The organism is Mycobacterium attenuatum (assembly GCF_900566085.1).
GTDB lineage: Bacteria > Actinomycetota > Actinomycetes > Mycobacteriales > Mycobacteriaceae > Mycobacterium > Mycobacterium attenuatum.
Genome location: NZ_UPHT01000194.1, coordinates 1 through 14,849, shown reverse-complemented (window position 1 = coordinate 14,849; position 14,849 = coordinate 1). Strand labels below are relative to the sequence as shown.

At 64.2% G+C, this 14,849-nt stretch carries 13 protein-coding genes and 3 pseudogenes; 6 read left to right on the top strand and 10 right to left on the bottom strand.

All coding sequences use genetic code 11. From position 1 onward, the window contains the following. The 5 genes and pseudogenes from EET13_RS29375 to EET13_RS29355 form a co-directional block, all read right to left on the bottom strand. Positions 1–141 (bottom strand): annotated as a pseudogene (locus tag EET13_RS29375) (IS1380 family transposase); the annotation flags it as partial. A gap of 189 nt (positions 142–330) precedes the next feature. Further along, complete coding sequence (locus EET13_RS33075) at positions 331–831, bottom strand: Clp protease N-terminal domain-containing protein (RefSeq protein WP_122445526.1); 501 nt, start codon at positions 829–831, stop codon at positions 331–333. Further along, a complete protein-coding gene (locus EET13_RS29365; protein WP_122445525.1) occupies positions 821–1,072 on the bottom strand; it encodes a hypothetical protein in 252 nt (83 codons plus the stop codon). The genes EET13_RS33075 and EET13_RS29365 overlap by 11 nt, the downstream gene beginning before the upstream one ends. A gap of 62 nt (positions 1,073–1,134) precedes the next feature. Further along, positions 1,135–1,374 carry a hypothetical protein gene (locus tag EET13_RS29360; RefSeq protein WP_136623314.1) on the bottom strand — a complete coding sequence of 80 codons (240 nt, stop codon included), beginning with the start codon at positions 1,372–1,374 and terminating at the stop codon, positions 1,135–1,137. 131 nt (positions 1,375–1,505) lie between these two features. Beyond that, positions 1,506–2,084, bottom strand: coding sequence for a DUF2637 domain-containing protein (locus EET13_RS29355; RefSeq protein WP_136623313.1), 579 nt, complete (start codon positions 2,082–2,084; stop codon positions 1,506–1,508). A gap of 225 nt (positions 2,085–2,309) precedes the next feature. On the opposite strand from EET13_RS29355, the gene EET13_RS29350 reads away from it, so the two are divergent. The 4 genes from EET13_RS29350 (at position 2,310) to EET13_RS29335 (ending at position 6,813) form a co-directional block, all read left to right on the top strand. Beyond that, positions 2,310–3,380, top strand: coding sequence for a tyrosine-type recombinase/integrase (locus EET13_RS29350; protein WP_244604191.1), 1,071 nt, complete (start codon positions 2,310–2,312; stop codon positions 3,378–3,380). Positions 3,381–3,418: 38 nt separating this feature from the next. Then, positions 3,419–3,730 carry a helix-turn-helix domain-containing protein gene (locus EET13_RS29345; protein WP_122445529.1) on the top strand — a complete coding sequence of 104 codons (312 nt, stop codon included), beginning with the start codon at positions 3,419–3,421 and terminating at the stop codon, positions 3,728–3,730. A gap of 1,436 nt (positions 3,731–5,166) precedes the next feature. After that, on the top strand, positions 5,167–6,249 hold the full coding sequence (locus tag EET13_RS32130) for a site-specific integrase (RefSeq protein WP_244604190.1): 1,083 nt from the start codon (positions 5,167–5,169) through the stop codon (positions 6,247–6,249). Between the two features lie 81 nt (positions 6,250–6,330). After that, a complete protein-coding gene (locus EET13_RS29335) occupies positions 6,331–6,813 on the top strand; it encodes a GNAT family N-acetyltransferase (protein WP_211189165.1) in 483 nt (160 codons plus the stop codon). Positions 6,814–6,830: 17 nt separating this feature from the next. Here the strand turns inward: EET13_RS29335 and EET13_RS29330 are convergent, their stop codons facing one another. Next, on the bottom strand, positions 6,831–8,228 hold the full coding sequence (locus tag EET13_RS29330; protein ID WP_122445522.1) for a nucleotidyltransferase domain-containing protein: 1,398 nt from the start codon (positions 8,226–8,228) through the stop codon (positions 6,831–6,833). Positions 8,229–8,323: 95 nt separating this feature from the next. Here EET13_RS29330 and EET13_RS33070 point away from each other — a divergent pair. Beyond that, a pseudogene (locus tag EET13_RS33070) lies at positions 8,324–8,833 on the top strand (GNAT family N-acetyltransferase); the annotation flags it as partial. Between the two features lie 39 nt (positions 8,834–8,872). Beyond that, positions 8,873–10,180 (top strand): annotated as a pseudogene (locus EET13_RS29325) (GNAT family N-acetyltransferase); the annotation flags it as partial. A gap of 247 nt (positions 10,181–10,427) precedes the next feature. Here the strand turns inward: EET13_RS29325 and EET13_RS31055 are convergent. The 4 genes from EET13_RS31055 to EET13_RS29305 all read right to left on the bottom strand — a co-directional run. After that, positions 10,428–10,580, bottom strand: a complete 153-nt coding sequence (locus tag EET13_RS31055; RefSeq protein ID WP_211189164.1) for a hypothetical protein — start codon at positions 10,578–10,580, stop codon at positions 10,428–10,430. Between the two features lie 147 nt (positions 10,581–10,727). Beyond that, positions 10,728–11,486: a phosphotransferase gene (locus EET13_RS29315; protein WP_168991360.1), complete on the bottom strand. Its 759-nt coding sequence runs from the start codon at positions 11,484–11,486 to the stop codon at positions 10,728–10,730. A 364-nt stretch (positions 11,487–11,850) separates the two neighbouring features. Next, the gene (gene eccE / locus EET13_RS29310) at positions 11,851–13,779 is read right to left on the bottom strand and encodes a type VII secretion protein EccE (protein WP_136623312.1); all 1,929 of its coding nucleotides are present in this window, start codon (positions 13,777–13,779) and stop codon (positions 11,851–11,853) included. Then, positions 13,776–14,849, bottom strand: a 1,074-nt coding sequence (locus EET13_RS29305) for a S8 family serine peptidase (protein WP_211189163.1), incomplete at its 5' end; no start/stop codon positions are given. The genes eccE and EET13_RS29305, both read right to left, overlap by 4 nt.

The window sequence follows — 14,849 nt, the reverse complement described above, 5'->3', positions numbered from 1 at the left end:
ATCGGCCAACACGGCCGTGACCTGCGCGGATAATCCGGTCTGGTCGGCCAGTTCCCGCAGCAGCCCCATCCCGGCGTGCGACACCACCCCGCGGCCGTCGGCAGAGACTTTCACCCGCGACACCGCCACGATACTCTTCATCTGCGAGGTGCCTTCCAGTCAGGATGATTGAGCCCTAAAGAAGTCCAATCATTCCTTGCAGGACAGGCACTTTCGCTTATCAACACCCAGCTACATCGCCATCCCGCGAAAAATCCGGGCTAACCTAACAATTGCCGCTGTTGAGCGCGTAGTCGCCCAGCTGTGCAAGGCGGATCCCAAGGCTTGCAATCACTTTCGCCGCGCCTGACTGCGCGTCGGCCAACACCGCGGCAAAACGTGTGCCGGCTCTACAAGATCTCGACCATCCGCCACGGCTGCGGCGAGTTGGCTGTGCAGCGCCGACTTGGCCCGGCGGCCCTGCCCCCTGTGGCTAAACGGAAGATGGCCCGGCTCGGGCGCGGCTACCGGCCCAATGACATCCTCGAGGCGCGATCTGACCGCCACGAGGTCCAGGCTGACAGCGTCGAGCGCCGCGCACACTGTCTCATCGTCGCTGCCAAGCACACCGAGCAGCAGGTGTTCGGTGCCGATGTAGCGTTGCCGCGCGTTCGGGCCTCTTGGTGGGCTTGGGTCACGCTGGTTCGTTCCGAAAGGCTGAGCACGTCGAACACGACACGTTACCCACGCGGGGCGCTGGCGGCGCCAACGCTGCGACCACGTTTCATCATCACCGCGTCGAGGACCGTCGCACAACGGCCGCGAGGTCCGCTGTTTCCGTTCAGGCGGCATACCGCGAGATAACGGCCGCGACCTCCCCAGCGAGTTCGCCCAGCGCCGAGATCCGTGCGATCCGAGCAAGCACCTCTTGGCCACTTTTCAAGCTCTCCAACGCTTTTCGCCGATCCTCGATACCTTCCAGCATGCCTAGCGCTTCATCCCGATCGATAAGCGCGCCGCGGGCTGGCGGTTCGCTCTCGACCACACGACGAGCGTCAGCGATGGCTTCCTTCACGCGCTCCATAAAATCCATGCCGGGATTACAGCATCGTCGCGCACTAAGCGCCACCAGCACACCGCCACCCGAACACATGGCTATGGGTTCGTCGTGCGGGGAAGGCCGGCCACCGATAGCAGTGCATCCTGAAGCCGGGCGGCGTCCTCGTGAAACGTGTATGCGCCCGCCCACTCGGCGATCCGTTCCGCCAACTCCTCAGGAATAGCCAGCTTCGCGACCGCGATCGTCTCCAGCAGCGCGCGGATGGTCTGGTAGGCGTGGCCTGCGCCGAGTGAGGTGAAGATCGCGGTGCGGTCGGCGGTCGGGATCAGCGGCATCGCCACCTCGACAAGCTCCCACGCGAGATCGGTTTCGGCCCAATTTCGGCCCAATCCCGCATTCGGTCATTGTCCCGGATGTCGGTGCTGCGCGCCAACCCGCGCGCGGTGCCTGCAACTCGGGCCTGCTTTCAGTAAGTGCTGTTTTCGGTGCTGCGACGATGGCTGGCGTTGAGCAGCCGGTTGACCGTGCTGTGGTGCAACTTCATGTCGGTGGCGATGCTGCCCACCCGCTGTCCAGCTCGGTGTCGGCGTAGCACCTCGCTGATCACCTCGGGGGGTTGTTTAGTGACGCCTTCTTCGGCCAGCGCCGCGGCCTCGGGCACCGGCACGGAGACTGAGTCGGCGCCGTGCCCGTTGCGGTGGCCAGCTGCGGCGCGTGCTTCTAATTCTCTTGTGTTGCCGTCGATCTCGCCAGCACGCCGGAGAATTTCGGGCGTTGCCGGGGTGGGGTCAGCGGTGTGGCCGTCTCGGGTTAATGACAGCAGTGCGACGGTGCATTGCGCGATGCTGGCGTCGATGGCGATCGGCCACAGCCAGGCCAGCCGAGGGTCGATCCCGGCTCGGGTGGCCAAGTCTTGTAGCGCATCGAAGGAGAGTACGAACGCACACGCCGCCAGCAGAGCGGTCATGGCCAACGCGCACCAGTAGGCCATCGACGATCCGCGTCGGGCTCGCACCAGCATCGCGACACCTTCGGTGGAACCCACCAGCACCAGCGGAGGCTTCTCGGCGGAATTGCATCCGATGCACGATTTTCAGCTGAGAACTTGCGGTGCGGCGCTGGCCGGCCGTCGCCTCATGAGAGTACATGATATTGCCACTACCTGGGCCATTGCGGTGAAGCATGCAAGTAATGCATGATTCATGCATTGAAGGGAAGGTGGATGGCACGCAAGTCTGATCAGCCCAATCCAGGTTCGGCGCGTCTTGAGTTGGAAGCTGGTGTGGCGCACCTTCATCCCGAAGACACCATGGTTCGGGCGATGTTGTCTGGGTGGTCTAAGCAGCAGCTCGGAGGGCGGCTGTGTGGGGAAAAGACCGTGAAGTCGCGGGCTGCGGAGATACGCGCGTTCATCGAGTTTTCTGGTGCGTATCCCTGGAACTGGACGGCTCGGATGATGGACGAGTGGAGCGCTTACCTGGTAGGTGAGCTGCGCTGCGCCAAGTCAACAATTCGGCATAAGCAGGGTGCTGTTCGGATGTTCTGTGACTACATCACCTCGCTCTATTACGACTGGCCCGCGCAGTGTGAATCATGGTTCGGAGTGCACCCGGTTCAGATATGTCACGAGTGGAATACCGTTGCCCACCTTGTTGATTACGAGGGCGACCCGGCCCGGCGGCCGTTTACTCGTCAGGAGCTACAAGCTTTCCTTGACTGTGCTGATGCGGAGGTCGAGCGGGCATCTCGGTCGCGGCGTAAGGGCACACTGGCCGCCTATCGCGATACGACGATGTTCAAGACTATGTACGGCTGGGGCCTGCGGATCAACGAGTTGTGCCGACTCGAAGTAGCCGATATGTACCGCAATCCACATGCCCCTGAACTCGGCCGGTGCGGCTTGCTGCACGTGCGTTTTGGTAAGGCGTCCAGAGGATCGCCACCTAAGAGGCGATCGGTACCGACTTTGATGCCGTGGGCGGCCAAAGCGCTATTGGACTATGTCGACAACATCCGGCCAATGTATGAACCGGGCAATAAGTCGGCACTCTGGTTGACTGAGCGCGGCTCCCAGGTCAAGGTCCGCACCCTGGCCGAAACATTCGCAGACATCCGCGACATGGCCGGACTTGAGCCTAAACTTACCCCGCATTGTTTCCGGCATACTTTCATCAGCCATATGACCGAAGAGGGCGTGGATTCTAAGTTCCTGCAGGAGATTTCGGGCCATAGGTTCGCGAGCACAACCGGTATCTACACCCATCTCAGCGGGGAATTCATGAATACGATGCTCGCAGACGCTCTTGGGCGCGTCACAACTTTCGGAGAGGTACAAGGGTGAACGCCGCAGTCGCTTACAACTGGCACCTGCGCAGGCTGATGGCCGAGCGAGGACTGTTCAACACCACCGCCCTTCGCCCATTGCTCGCCGAGCGAGGGGTGCACTTGTCCGCCAGCCAGGTCTACCGGCTGGTGACCGAGAAGCCGGAGCGGTTGAGTCTGACGACACTGGCGAACCTCGTTGAGATTCTGGGTTGCACATTGGACGATTTGATAGAAATCGTGCCCGCCAAGTCTGCGGTGAAGAAAATCGCAGGTGAGACCCGAAGCCGTAAGAAGCCAGTGCGGACCAGCGATATCGGTGTGCACCGCCCGGTTCGAGCCAAGATCATTGACGACGGCACCGAGTGAGCCGTCTGTGCTCGACCACTGACGAACTGGTGACAGCGATCATCGACGCGGTCCGCGAGATTGAGCCCCATTTGACGGAGGCGGCCATCCGTGGCGCGGTCGAGTTGACATCGTTGTCCCCACCCGAGCTCCAGCGACTAGCCCGCACGCTGCGCCGGGATGCCTCCGTTCTCACCGGGCCAGCTGGCGAGGACTGCACTGCAAACACCGAACCATTGATCAGAAATGTTCGGCGGATTGGCGGCACGGCGGTTAGAGTGCCCTCCTGCGCGCTCTGTATCACCAACGAGTCCGAGATTTACTCCAGGAAGCTCAAGAAGCGGATCTGCCAGTCGTGTGCGTCCTCGCGATGGCGGCAGACTGACGGTGAGTGCGTCAACTGCGGACAAGTGCGACGAGCGGTGTACAGGGCGCGGCGCGGCGGGTGGCTATGCATCAACTGCATTCCCGAACCTAACGTTGACCACGCGGCTGAAGTACGAAATGGGATCAGCGACCTTGCTACGGGTCTGGACCAATCTGCAATCGACACCATCGCTTCCACTTTCCGCACGACAAAGGCGCTCAGGGAACTCAACTGGATCTTGCATGACGACCCGGGGGTGTTCAGCGGTCAAAGCCCGCACCGCTCGGTGCTCTCAGTGCGCTTGGCTGGACTGCTTATCGCCGCGGGTGCTGATGGGATTCGGAGTCCGCAGTGCCCGTTCTGTTTTCGTCAAGTCCCGCTGAGCTCCAGCCTCGACGGGCTGCGGTGTTGCAGGCGCTGTTGGAACCATCGACGGAGCCGAGAAATATGCCCGCGATGCGGCAAGGAGCGCCACGTCACCAATTACGACGGTTGTGGGGAACGCATCTGCGGCCATTGCTTTGACCGAGACCCAGTCAATCATCAAAAATGCAGTGGATGCGGGCGCATCGACTACATCAACCACCGCGACGGAGAAGTGATGCTGTGCCGGCGCTGCTACCGTGCGCCGACCACAACCTGCAGTTCGTGCGGGCGCGTCCGCCAATGTGATCGCATCAAGACCGGACAGCCAATCTGCGGAACCTGCGCGGCCAAGCAGCGCACCAAGCAAGCGTGTAGCCGTTGTCACCGACTTTGCTTGGTGCACATACGCACTGAAACCGGTGAACCGCTATGTAGTGCGTGCGGCCGGAAGCGGGAAGCCTGCTCGCGCTGCGGCAAGACCCTTCAGGTCTCCGCGCGTCTTGATGGACTAGACCCGCTGTGCTCAGCCTGCCTGGAACGAGAACCCGCCTACTTTTCCGACTGCGTGCAATGCGGCACCCACGCCAGGATGTATCACCATGGCCTGTGTAACGATTGCGCCTGCCCAGGCGTGCTACGGCGCTTGTTCACTCGCGACGACGGCCGACTCAGCGGAGCTGCCACCCAAGTTGTTGAGGCGTTACTGAAATGTGACGCATCGGCGGTGTTGCGGTGGGCTCAACGCACCGCTTTACGCAATCCGCTCGCCGCGGGAATCCGTGACTTCGGCGACGTTTTGGACCACGAGGAGCTCGACAATTTACCGCCGAGCAAATCGGTGGAATGGTTGCGTAACGTCCTCGTGGACGCAGGGGCGTTGCCCCCTCGCGATGTGTGTCTCCGGCGAACTGAACAGTTTATTGAAGCGCGTCTGGTGACGATTCAAAACCGTGAGGACCGAACCATCGTGCGCGCATTTATGGAATGGCATCACCTTCGCAGGCTGCGCGACCAAGCCGCCAGGGGGCCACTCAAACGAGGCAGCGGATCAGCGGCACGAAGCGAAATCGTATCCATTTCAGCATTTCTCGCTGATCTGCACGGACATGGTTGCTGCCTGGCAGCCTGTGGGCAAGGTCAAATCGATGATTGGCTGGTCTGCAACCCCACACGACCGCAGATCCATCAGTTTCTGGGGTGGGCGGTCCGCCGTGGCCACGCCCGAAACGTCAAAGCCCCAACACCTCAAGACCGCAGAACCCGAAAAACACTGGCTAGCAACGATGAGCGGTGGCGGCTGATTCAGTACTTGATCGAAGACCCTGACCTCGAAACACGCGATCGCGTCGCAGGACTGTTGGTGCTGCTCTACAGCCAGCAGACCACGCGCCTGGTGACCTTGAAAGTCGCCGACGTCACCGTCGCAGAAGACTGCTCAGTGACGCTGAAACTCGGCGTTGTTCCGCTCAATGTGCCCGAACCAGTCGCTCGCTTCATCCTGGAGCTGGTCGAGCAGCGCCGCGGATACGCCGCCGTCGCGGCAACCAGCAATCCATGGTTGTTCCCGGGAGGCCGTTCGGGCCAACACATGTCTGAAACCCGGATGGGTGTGCGGCTAAGGCAGATTGGCGTTTCACCTCTGATCGCCCGAAACACGGCCCTGATCGAACTTGCCGGTGAGCTACCCGCCGCCGTCATCGCCAAACTGCTCGGCTTCAGCATCAAACGCGCCGTGACATGGAACATTGAGGCCGGCAACACCTATCCTCGGTATGCCGCCGCGATCGCACGGAGTGGCTCCCGCTGATGCGTGGTGACACGTCCGCACCAACGGCGTGCCTCGATCGGTTTCGTCGATCTCCCGCCGCTGGTGTGCGAGCCTGAGCTGGTGACCGACGTGAGAATCCGCCGTGTAGTCAACGGCGATGCGCCGGTGCTGGCTCGGCTGCGGTGGGACTTCAAACGGGAGGACCATGACAACTCGCCAGCGCCTGTGTCGGAGGCTGCCTTCGTGGACGCGTGCGGTGCGTGGTTGCGGGAGCGCCTAGCGAGCGGATCGTGGCTGGCCTGGGTCGCGGAGGTGGATGGTCGCGTATGCGGCCACGTGTTCTTGCACGTGGTCGAGAAGGTGCCCGATCCGTTTCCAGGGTCGGCGGTGTGGGGGTACGTCACCAACTTCTATGTTGTCCCCGCTCATCGCGGCCGTGGTCTGGGGCGCCAGCTTTTGGACGCGCTTGACGCCCATGCCCGCAGCGAAGGGTTCGACACGCTGGTGGTGTGGCCGTCCGAACGCAGTGCACCGCTGTACCGCCGGGTGGGCTTCGCCCCGCCTGTTGAATTGGTGGAACTTTCTTTCCCCCAAGAGACATAGACGGTGCGGCGCTCGGTTCAGTGTTGGTCGGGCAGGAGATCGACGCCGAAGCGCTGCCAAAGAGCTGCCATGTCCCTGCGATCGTCGTCGTCGAGCGGGTAGCCGGTGTGGCACAGCACTTGGCCCTCCGGGGTCAAGCAACGCACGGCCTGTCCCCCAATGGTTCCGGTGCCGGCGAACCAGGGGGCCGCGTAGACCCAGACCTCGCCGTTTTCCATCGTGTAGTTGCCGTTGCCTTGTCGGTCGAACACCACCGGGTGCACGTCCACCGTCTTGCCCGCGTGGTCGCGTAGGACGAAACACGAAGTTAGCCGACCCTCGGCCACCGTGTACCCCAAAGCACCCAGAGCGGTGACGAGGTCCCGGGCCTGGTCGACACGGGCGATGAGGTCGATATCCTTGTGCGGCCGCGTCTGCTGGCCGAGCAGGGCGTCGATGCCCCAGCCTCCGTCGCCGAGCCAGACGTGCACGCCGGCGGCTTCCAGCGCCTTGATCACGGTCAGCGCGTCGGCGGCGTTCATCGTCACCAGGGCGGTATCGGCGTCGCGAGGATCGGGATCTGAGCGCCACCGATGCTGGGGTTCCCAGTCGAGGACGGCGCGGGCGCGGGCGCAGTCCAGCAATGCCCGGTACGGGTCGGTGTCGTAGGCTGCACCGCCGCGCCAGGCGACATTAGGCAGGAGTTTGTTCACCAACTCACGACTGGTCAGACAGGCGGAGGAAATATCGTCGGCGCACAGCAGCAGCCGGTAGTGTCCGGCCAGCGGGGTGTGCACAGCGTGACCGACGGCGTCGGCGAGGTCACGAGCGTCGAGGAAGGCGCCGTACTGCCACAGCGGTGACCATTCAATATCGGGATGATCCACGCGGGCTTGCCGAATGATGCGGTAGGTGTCGGGAGCGAACACCCCGGGCGGGCGCAGGCACACGGTGGTGATGCCGGTGGCGGTGGTGAAGGCCTCGCACAAATCCTCGGCCAGAAGTTTAGAGACCGCGTACGGGCTAGCGGGGTGGCAGGGGTGGTCGTCGTCGAGCGGCAGATAATCCGGGGCACGGCTGCCGTCGAAGACCCCGAGAACGTCCACCGTACTCATCAGCACGACCCGGGCATGCCCGGCCTGGCGGGCAGCCTCCAGCACGTTCGCCGCGCCAAGCACATTGGTCTGCAAGACCGTCCACGCATCCGCGGCGTTCGGCCCGGCCAGGCCCGGCAACGCCTGTGGGTCCGGGTCATCGACCGCCGCCAGGTGAACGATCACTTCCGTCCCCCGGGCGGCTGCCGCTAGCACAGCTAGGTCGCGCACGTCCTGGCCGTCGACGAGATCGAAACCCACAACGGCGTCGCCTCGCTCGCACAACAGACGAGTAACTGCGGCACCGACCATGCCGCGATGACCGGTGACCAGAACGTCCATGCCCCATCCCCCTCGGCTCGGCGCTGTGTCAGCGACAAGATATCGCCAGAAATATTCGATTGCCTCCAAGACATGTCGGCCGTGACAATCCCAGGATGCGTGATCAGAACCTGTCCGATGGCGCCCTGACTTTGTCCCCGCTGCGTCTAGATGACGCGGAGGCGCATCTGGCTGGGGAGGACGAGCAGCTGATCCGCTGGTACTCGGGCGGGCCTGGGACCCGGGAAGGTGTCGAGGCTTACCTGCGTCACTGCCAGCAGCAGTGGGCGACAGGTGGTCCGTTGCGGGCCTTTGCTATCCGGGCAGGCGCCGAGCAGATATTGGCTGGGACAGTCGATTTGCGGTTTGAGGGTGAGGGGCTGGCGACAGGGAAGGTCCATGTCGCCTACGGGCTTTATGCGGCTTGGCGTGGGCGGGGGCTGGCAACGCGGGCTGTCGATCTGGCGTGTCACTACGCGGCCGAGCACGGCGCCAGTACCGCGGTGGTGAAGGTGGAGCCGGGCAACCCGGCGTCGGCCCGGGTCGCGCTGCGGACCGGTTTCACCTACGCCGGCCGGATCCAAGAACCCGACAGCACGGTCTTCGACCGCTACGAGCGAGCCCTCGTCAAGGGGCTGGTGGTCAGGGTTGCCGAGGCGGCCGACATTGACGCTGTCTTCGAGATCCGCACCAGCGTGACGGAGAATCATCTGTCCTACCAGCAACTCACCGAGCTTGGGATCACCAAAGAGACGGTGCGCGACACTCTGGAGGCCTCCCCCTGTCTGTGGATCGCCGAAGTCGAGGGGACAGCCGCCGGCTTCGCAATGGCCGATGTACAGGAGGGCAGTGTCTTCGCCTGCTTCATCCGCCCCCATTACCAGGGCCGCGGCCTGGGAAGGCTGCTGATGGGGCGCGCGGAAGTGTTCCTGTTCCAACGGCACGCGACGATCTGGCTGACCACCAACGCCGCCAGCCGCGCCCCCAGTTTCTACCGCAAGCTCGGCTGGAGCGCGGTAAGCGATCTGCCCGACGGCAGCATCCGCTTCGAAAAGTACTGCACCACAACCGTTATCGGCAAAATGCACGACGACGAAGTGGACATCGACGAGCACCTGGTGCGGCGCCTGCTCGGCGCCCAGTTCCCCCAGTGGGCCGACCTGCCCCTGACCCCAGTCTCTTCCGCGGGGACAGACAACGCCATGTACCGGCTCGGCGACGACCTCGCCGTCCGAGTCCCCAGGATCGGCTGGGCCGTCGAAAGCCTGCAGACCGAACAGCATTGGCTGCCCCGGATCGCGGGACACCTGCCGGTGCCCAGCCCCATCCCGGTAGGCTTAGGCACCGCGGCGGAGGGCTTCGAATGGCCCTGGTCCGTCTGCTGTTGGGTCGAAGGAGACAACCCGCAGGTCGGCCGACTCACCGACCCCATCGGGCTCGCCCAGGATCTCGCCGTCTTCATTACCGCTCTGCGCGCCATCGACCCCACCGGCGGGCCGCCCGCGTATCGGGGCTCGCCCCTGGCGGTCCAGGATGAGCAGGTCCGTGCCGCACTGAGAGACCTGGACGGGCTCATCGACGTCGATGCGGCGATCTCCGCGTGGGAGGAGGCCCTCGATGTCCCGATGCACGCAGGGCCGGCGATGTGGTTCCACGGTGACCTGTCCCCGTTTAACCTGCTGACCGTTCGGGGTCGGCTGAGCGGCGTCATCGACTTCGGTCTCATGGGTGTCGGAGACCCCAGCATCGACCTGATCCCCGCGTGGAACCTGCTGCCCCCACCCGCGCGAGAGCAGTTCCGCACCACGCTCGGCGTCGATGACCACGCCTGGGCACGCGGCCGCGGATGGGCTCTATCAGGCGCGCTGATCGCACTGCCGTACTACAAGGACACCAACCCACGGCTCGCCGACAACGCTCGCCACGTCATCGGTGAAATCCTCGCGGACCGCCGGCACGGCAACAAGCCAGGACCAGCAGGGACCCATCTCCCGGGCTACGACACGCACGCCCGCCCCAAAGCCCGTACACCACTCACCTGGACGTAACTGATGGTCAACCTCCCGCCGCGCCAAGTCGCCCGACTCATCTCGGAAGTTCTCGTGCTTGGGCTGCCCGCCGATGCTGAACGTGGTATGGCGCTGGTTGGCCCACATCGAGAGATACCGCTGAGCCTGCGGCTGCCCTGATGGCCGACCTAACTCGCGACACGCTAAATTGTTACGCCACAACGATATACGCGCCATGCCCTTCGATGACCAGATCACCATTGAACCACAGAACTTCGCGCACAGTGTAATTGGCGAAGACATGCAGGTAGTGATCGGTCTCGGTGAAACCCATTGCGCGATACCAGCCCAACGTGGGGGGCATCACGGGTCCATGTCGACAACGGGTCACAACGCCCACTACTGTGATGGCAGAAGCCTACGACCAGGCTCCGCCGGCTCACCGATCGATCGGGTGGTCTCGACGCCACAGTAGGTGTCTCGAGGGATCGTCATCCAGACGGTCGTGTGATCAAGGCGTGAGGGCTTGTTGCCAATCTGTTTGGTGGCAGTAGGCGTAGCGCGCGGCTGCGGCCCAGTAGTCGCCGTGTCCGGAGGAGAACATCGATGCCCACGGTTCTCTGCCCAGCTCGGCTGACATTCGAAGTAGTTCGTACATCGCCTCGGTGCGGTGCGCAATTGCAAGGGGTAAGTGCTGCCGGAGCTGGTCGCCGGGCCGATAACCGTCGATGAAGCAACGAAGCCGATGCGCCGCGTCGGCCGGCTCGTTCGGTGGAGCGAGCATCGCGAAGGCCTGGGCGGCGTAAGCCAAGTCCCAGAGCCGGGTGCTCGGGCCGGCGCCATCCCAATCGATGAACACCATCGAGTGAGCACCAAGGACGAGATTCCATGGTGCTAAATCGTTGTGGCAGAGCAGATTTGGAGGCTCTGGTGACGGGATCAGCACGTCCCACGCATCGGGGGTGAACGGGAAAGATTCGCTTGCGTCGTGTATGTCGCGGATCAGCCGACCCACGGCACGAAGACATGCATCGTCGAGCGGTCCCTGGCCTTCCGCGATACTCCCCGGGACGAACTCGATGATCTGACGCCCCGAAGCGTCACGTCCAAAGTGCCGGGGAACAGCCACGCCGTGAGCAGCCAACGCGGCCAGATAAGCCTGCACACCATGAGAGGTTGCGGTCCACGGCTTGCGTACGGTGTTGCCGCGCTGGACGACACCGCCACTGGTCGCGTTACCACCTGCGAGTGGTTCTTCGACCTCGGCCACGTGTTCACGATATACCTGAAGAACATCACGTCGGCGTGGGTGAGCTGGCACAAGGACCGAAGGCCGCCGAACTAGGGCGCGGGACTTGACACGCGGGCGGCTTCGCAACACTCGCCGAGGAGAACAGCTATTCGGACTGTATTGATAACGCTGTTTCCCAGTAACGGTTGCCACCGCGGCGGCCAAAGACGTTGGCACCGCAGTCGTGTTCAGGACGGCGTGCACGGCGTTGCCCGCGATGGACACGCTGGTAGCGCACAGCAGGACCGTCCAGAAAAAGCGCCTCGCGCGGCGCTGCTGAGCACTCATGGATTCCTCCGTGATCGCCGCTATCCCAACGGGTTTGGTAAAGGTCGGTGTGGGTCTACTGTAAGTAGGTTTGCTCGTTGTGGATGGTCACCGGGATCAGTGGCAGGTTGAATCGCCTGGTGCGCAAGAGGATCTGGTCGGCTCCGAGGTCGACGTCGAGCTCGATGTCAGCGACCGAGTTGGAAACCGCCGCCGGCTCGCATACGGTGACCGACGCCCACGCACCCGGGTAGGGATTGACCTGGCCGTTATGCACTACCAATGTGGGTGTCCACGGCGGCGTCGCCGATGGGTTCGCAGTGTTCCAAATGTAGGGTGAGGCGCCGGTCATCGCCCAACTTCCGCTGATGTCATAGACTGCGACGCGCTCACAGGTCGCAGCAGCGCGGCGAATCAGCTGTCGGACCGCCAGATCGTCGTTGGTGCGCAGCACAATCCGGGTCGGCTGGGCCGGGTCGGATAGCGGCATCAGCAACAGCTCGTCGTGACCGACACCGCCGAGCATCACCCCGGAGGAGCCCACGACGACAGCATTGTCCAGGGCGGGAGTGACCGGCGCGCTGGGCAACCCGTGGAGGCGTTGAGCGCCGATCATGGTGTGCTGCAGGGCCTCCCACTGCCAACCAGTGGCTCGGTTCAAGTGCGATGCCGGCATACGCGTGAGTGGCCGGTCTGACACGACGCGCAGCATCGCCGAGGCCATGATCGCGTTGTCGCCGTGCCGCAACGCCACCACCAGGGTGGTGTGCGTGAGCGGGCGCGTCGGTTCGGCGGTGTATGTCCACACTTCGTCGAGTTTGTCGGCGCGCACATCGTCGGCATTGAAGTAGAAGCTGGTCAGGTAGCCTCGTCCGCGTTGGCGTAGGTCCCCCCAGCCGGTCTCGAATGTGTCGGTCAACGCACGCTCGCCACCTACGGCGGCCAGTGCGGTGTCCAACATATGTTCGGCCTCAAGGATTTTTACGCGGCACCCGGCGCGCTGCATTGCGATTGCGATGCGTCGCGTGGCTGCGACGGCGGCCTGGGCGCTGCTGCCCCGCCACACCAAGCCTTCAATGTGGTCCGGGTTGTCGGTGTCCATGCGGACAACCAGCGTCGTGGTACGGCGTCCGGCGGCGGCGCGTTCGCCGAGGTATCGGTCGTAGTGCGGCGCATACGGATCACCGCTGGTGCGCTCGCCCTCGACGATGACATCGACGTCGACGCTGAGCCCCACGCGGCTCATGTGCGCGGCGATCACCGAGAGCGGCAACACATTAGGGGTTTCGGCCCGCCGGGGGTGCAGCACGGTCGGCATGTGCTCAAGACCCCAGACACTGATCATCGTCACCAACGTGTTGCCGTCGCGCAGCACACCGACCAGATTGTTGTCCGGATCTTCGACGTTGACCGGAACCCCGGGAATCGTGGGGTGATACCAGCCCAGGAAATCTGGTGTGCTGGTGTCGATCTCGGTGATGTCGACCACGTCGCCATCGATATACACCTGGCCGTTACCCAGCGCCACAAGTTGGCGGTCACCGAATTGCCCGACATCGCCAAAGGCCAGTTCGCCGGCCAGCACCGGCGCGGCCACCGCTGTCCCGGGTGGCGGCAGCATGATTCCGGCGTGCCGATAGCAGCGCTGGATGTCGGCGCCCTGCAACACTTTCGACACCGCGGCCGCCAGCGCCCGCGATCCCACGATCCGCGTCGAGCCATCGGGTAAGGGCACCGATTGGCTGGCGTCACCCAGGGCGCGCTCCCCCAGCAGGGTGCGCGGGGACCGGCGCCAGACTCGGCGCGCCGCGCGCACCCACCAGCGCCATACCACCGCATCCCCGATGCGCAGCGCGCAGATCGCCAGGCCGGCGACTAATCCGCCCAGCAGCGCCCACCAGGGCGCCACTCCGGCAGCTGCGGCGATCCCCAGCGAGGCTGGTGCGGCCACGATTTCAGCCCCCAGCAGTGCGGGCAGCCCAACGTCGAGCGAGAGTCGACTCATGATGCCGCCCTGCGCCGGCGCCGCACCAGGGTCGCGATCGCGACCGCGCCCGCGCCCGCCAGGGTGGCCAATCCGCCCCACAGCACGGCACGGCCCGGGCGTGGATCAGCCGGCGCCGGTGGTGGCGGCGGGTGCAAGGTGCTAGTGGTCACCCGAGCTGGCGGGAATTGCTCACCGGCCGGGATGTCCCACGTCAGCGCACCGACCGGGTTGACCACCCCGTAGCCCACCACCGTGTCATGCCCGGCCGGCGGTGGGTGCGCGGAGGCCTCGAGGCGATGTCGGATCTGGTAGGCGCTGAGCTGCGGAAACTTTGCCCGCACCAGTGCGGCCACCGAGGACACGATCGCCGCGGCAAACGAACTGCCCGCCAACGGTTTAATCGAGTTGTTTCGCGTGTCCACCGACGCGTTGATCACCCGGCCGTCGGTGGACACCGCTTCGATGTCTTCCCCCGGGGCCGCCAGTGAGATCCACGGACCGTGCATCGAGGCGGCCTGACCCGGCAGCGGCACCCCTTGGTTGTCGGTCGCCGACACGGTCAGCACGTAATCGGAATACCAGCCCGGTGTCACGATCGTCTTCACCGCATCCCAACCAGTCGGATCGGCCGGGCTGGGGTCCGGATTTTGGGTGGTGCAGTCCTGCTGCTCGTTGTTGCCCGCCGCGCTGACAATCAGCACGTCGCGGTCCTGGGCCGCGTAACGCACCGCGGCGCCGATCTCAGCGTCATTGACCAGGTTGGCCACCGACTGGCAGGCCACCACCGAGATATTGAGCACTTTGACCCCCAGGTTGGCCATATGCACGATGGACTCGGCCAGGGTGTGGACGTCTCCGGCACGTCGGGCGCGTTCTGGGTCCTGTTCAATCTTGGGCTCAGCCAGCGAGAACTTTTGCGAGGTTTGCCGCGCCGAGACGATCACCACATCCGGGGCGCCGCCCAGGAAGCCGTCGACCCCGCTCGGGGTCACCGGTGGGGGGTCATCGCGGCTAAACCCAACGCCCGGGCCGGATTTGACCGGCTCGCCCCACGCCGGGGCCTCCCCCTCCGGCGGCGGGGGCGGGGG

Bases quoted from the DNA above. Each gene is read 5' to 3' on its own strand.
- EET13_RS33075 (WP_122445526.1), bottom strand. From the start codon at position 831: ATGCCGCCTGAACGGAAACAGCGGACCTCGCGGCCGTTGTGCGACGGT.
- EET13_RS29345 (WP_122445529.1), top strand. From the start codon at position 3,419: ATGGCCGAGCGAGGACTGTTCAACACCACCGCCCTTCGCCCATTGCTC.
- EET13_RS29365 (WP_122445525.1), bottom strand. From the start codon at position 1,072: ATGGATTTTATGGAGCGCGTGAAGGAAGCCATCGCTGACGCTCGTCGT.
- EET13_RS29360 (WP_136623314.1), bottom strand. From the start codon at position 1,374: ATGCCGCTGATCCCGACCGCCGACCGCACCGCGATCTTCACCTCACTC.
- eccE (WP_136623312.1), bottom strand. From the start codon at position 13,779: ATGAGTCGACTCTCGCTCGACGTTGGGCTGCCCGCACTGCTGGGGGCT.
- EET13_RS31055 (WP_211189164.1), bottom strand. From the start codon at position 10,580: ATGCCCCCCACGTTGGGCTGGTATCGCGCAATGGGTTTCACCGAGACC.
- EET13_RS29330 (WP_122445522.1), bottom strand. From the start codon at position 8,228: ATGGACGTTCTGGTCACCGGTCATCGCGGCATGGTCGGTGCCGCAGTT.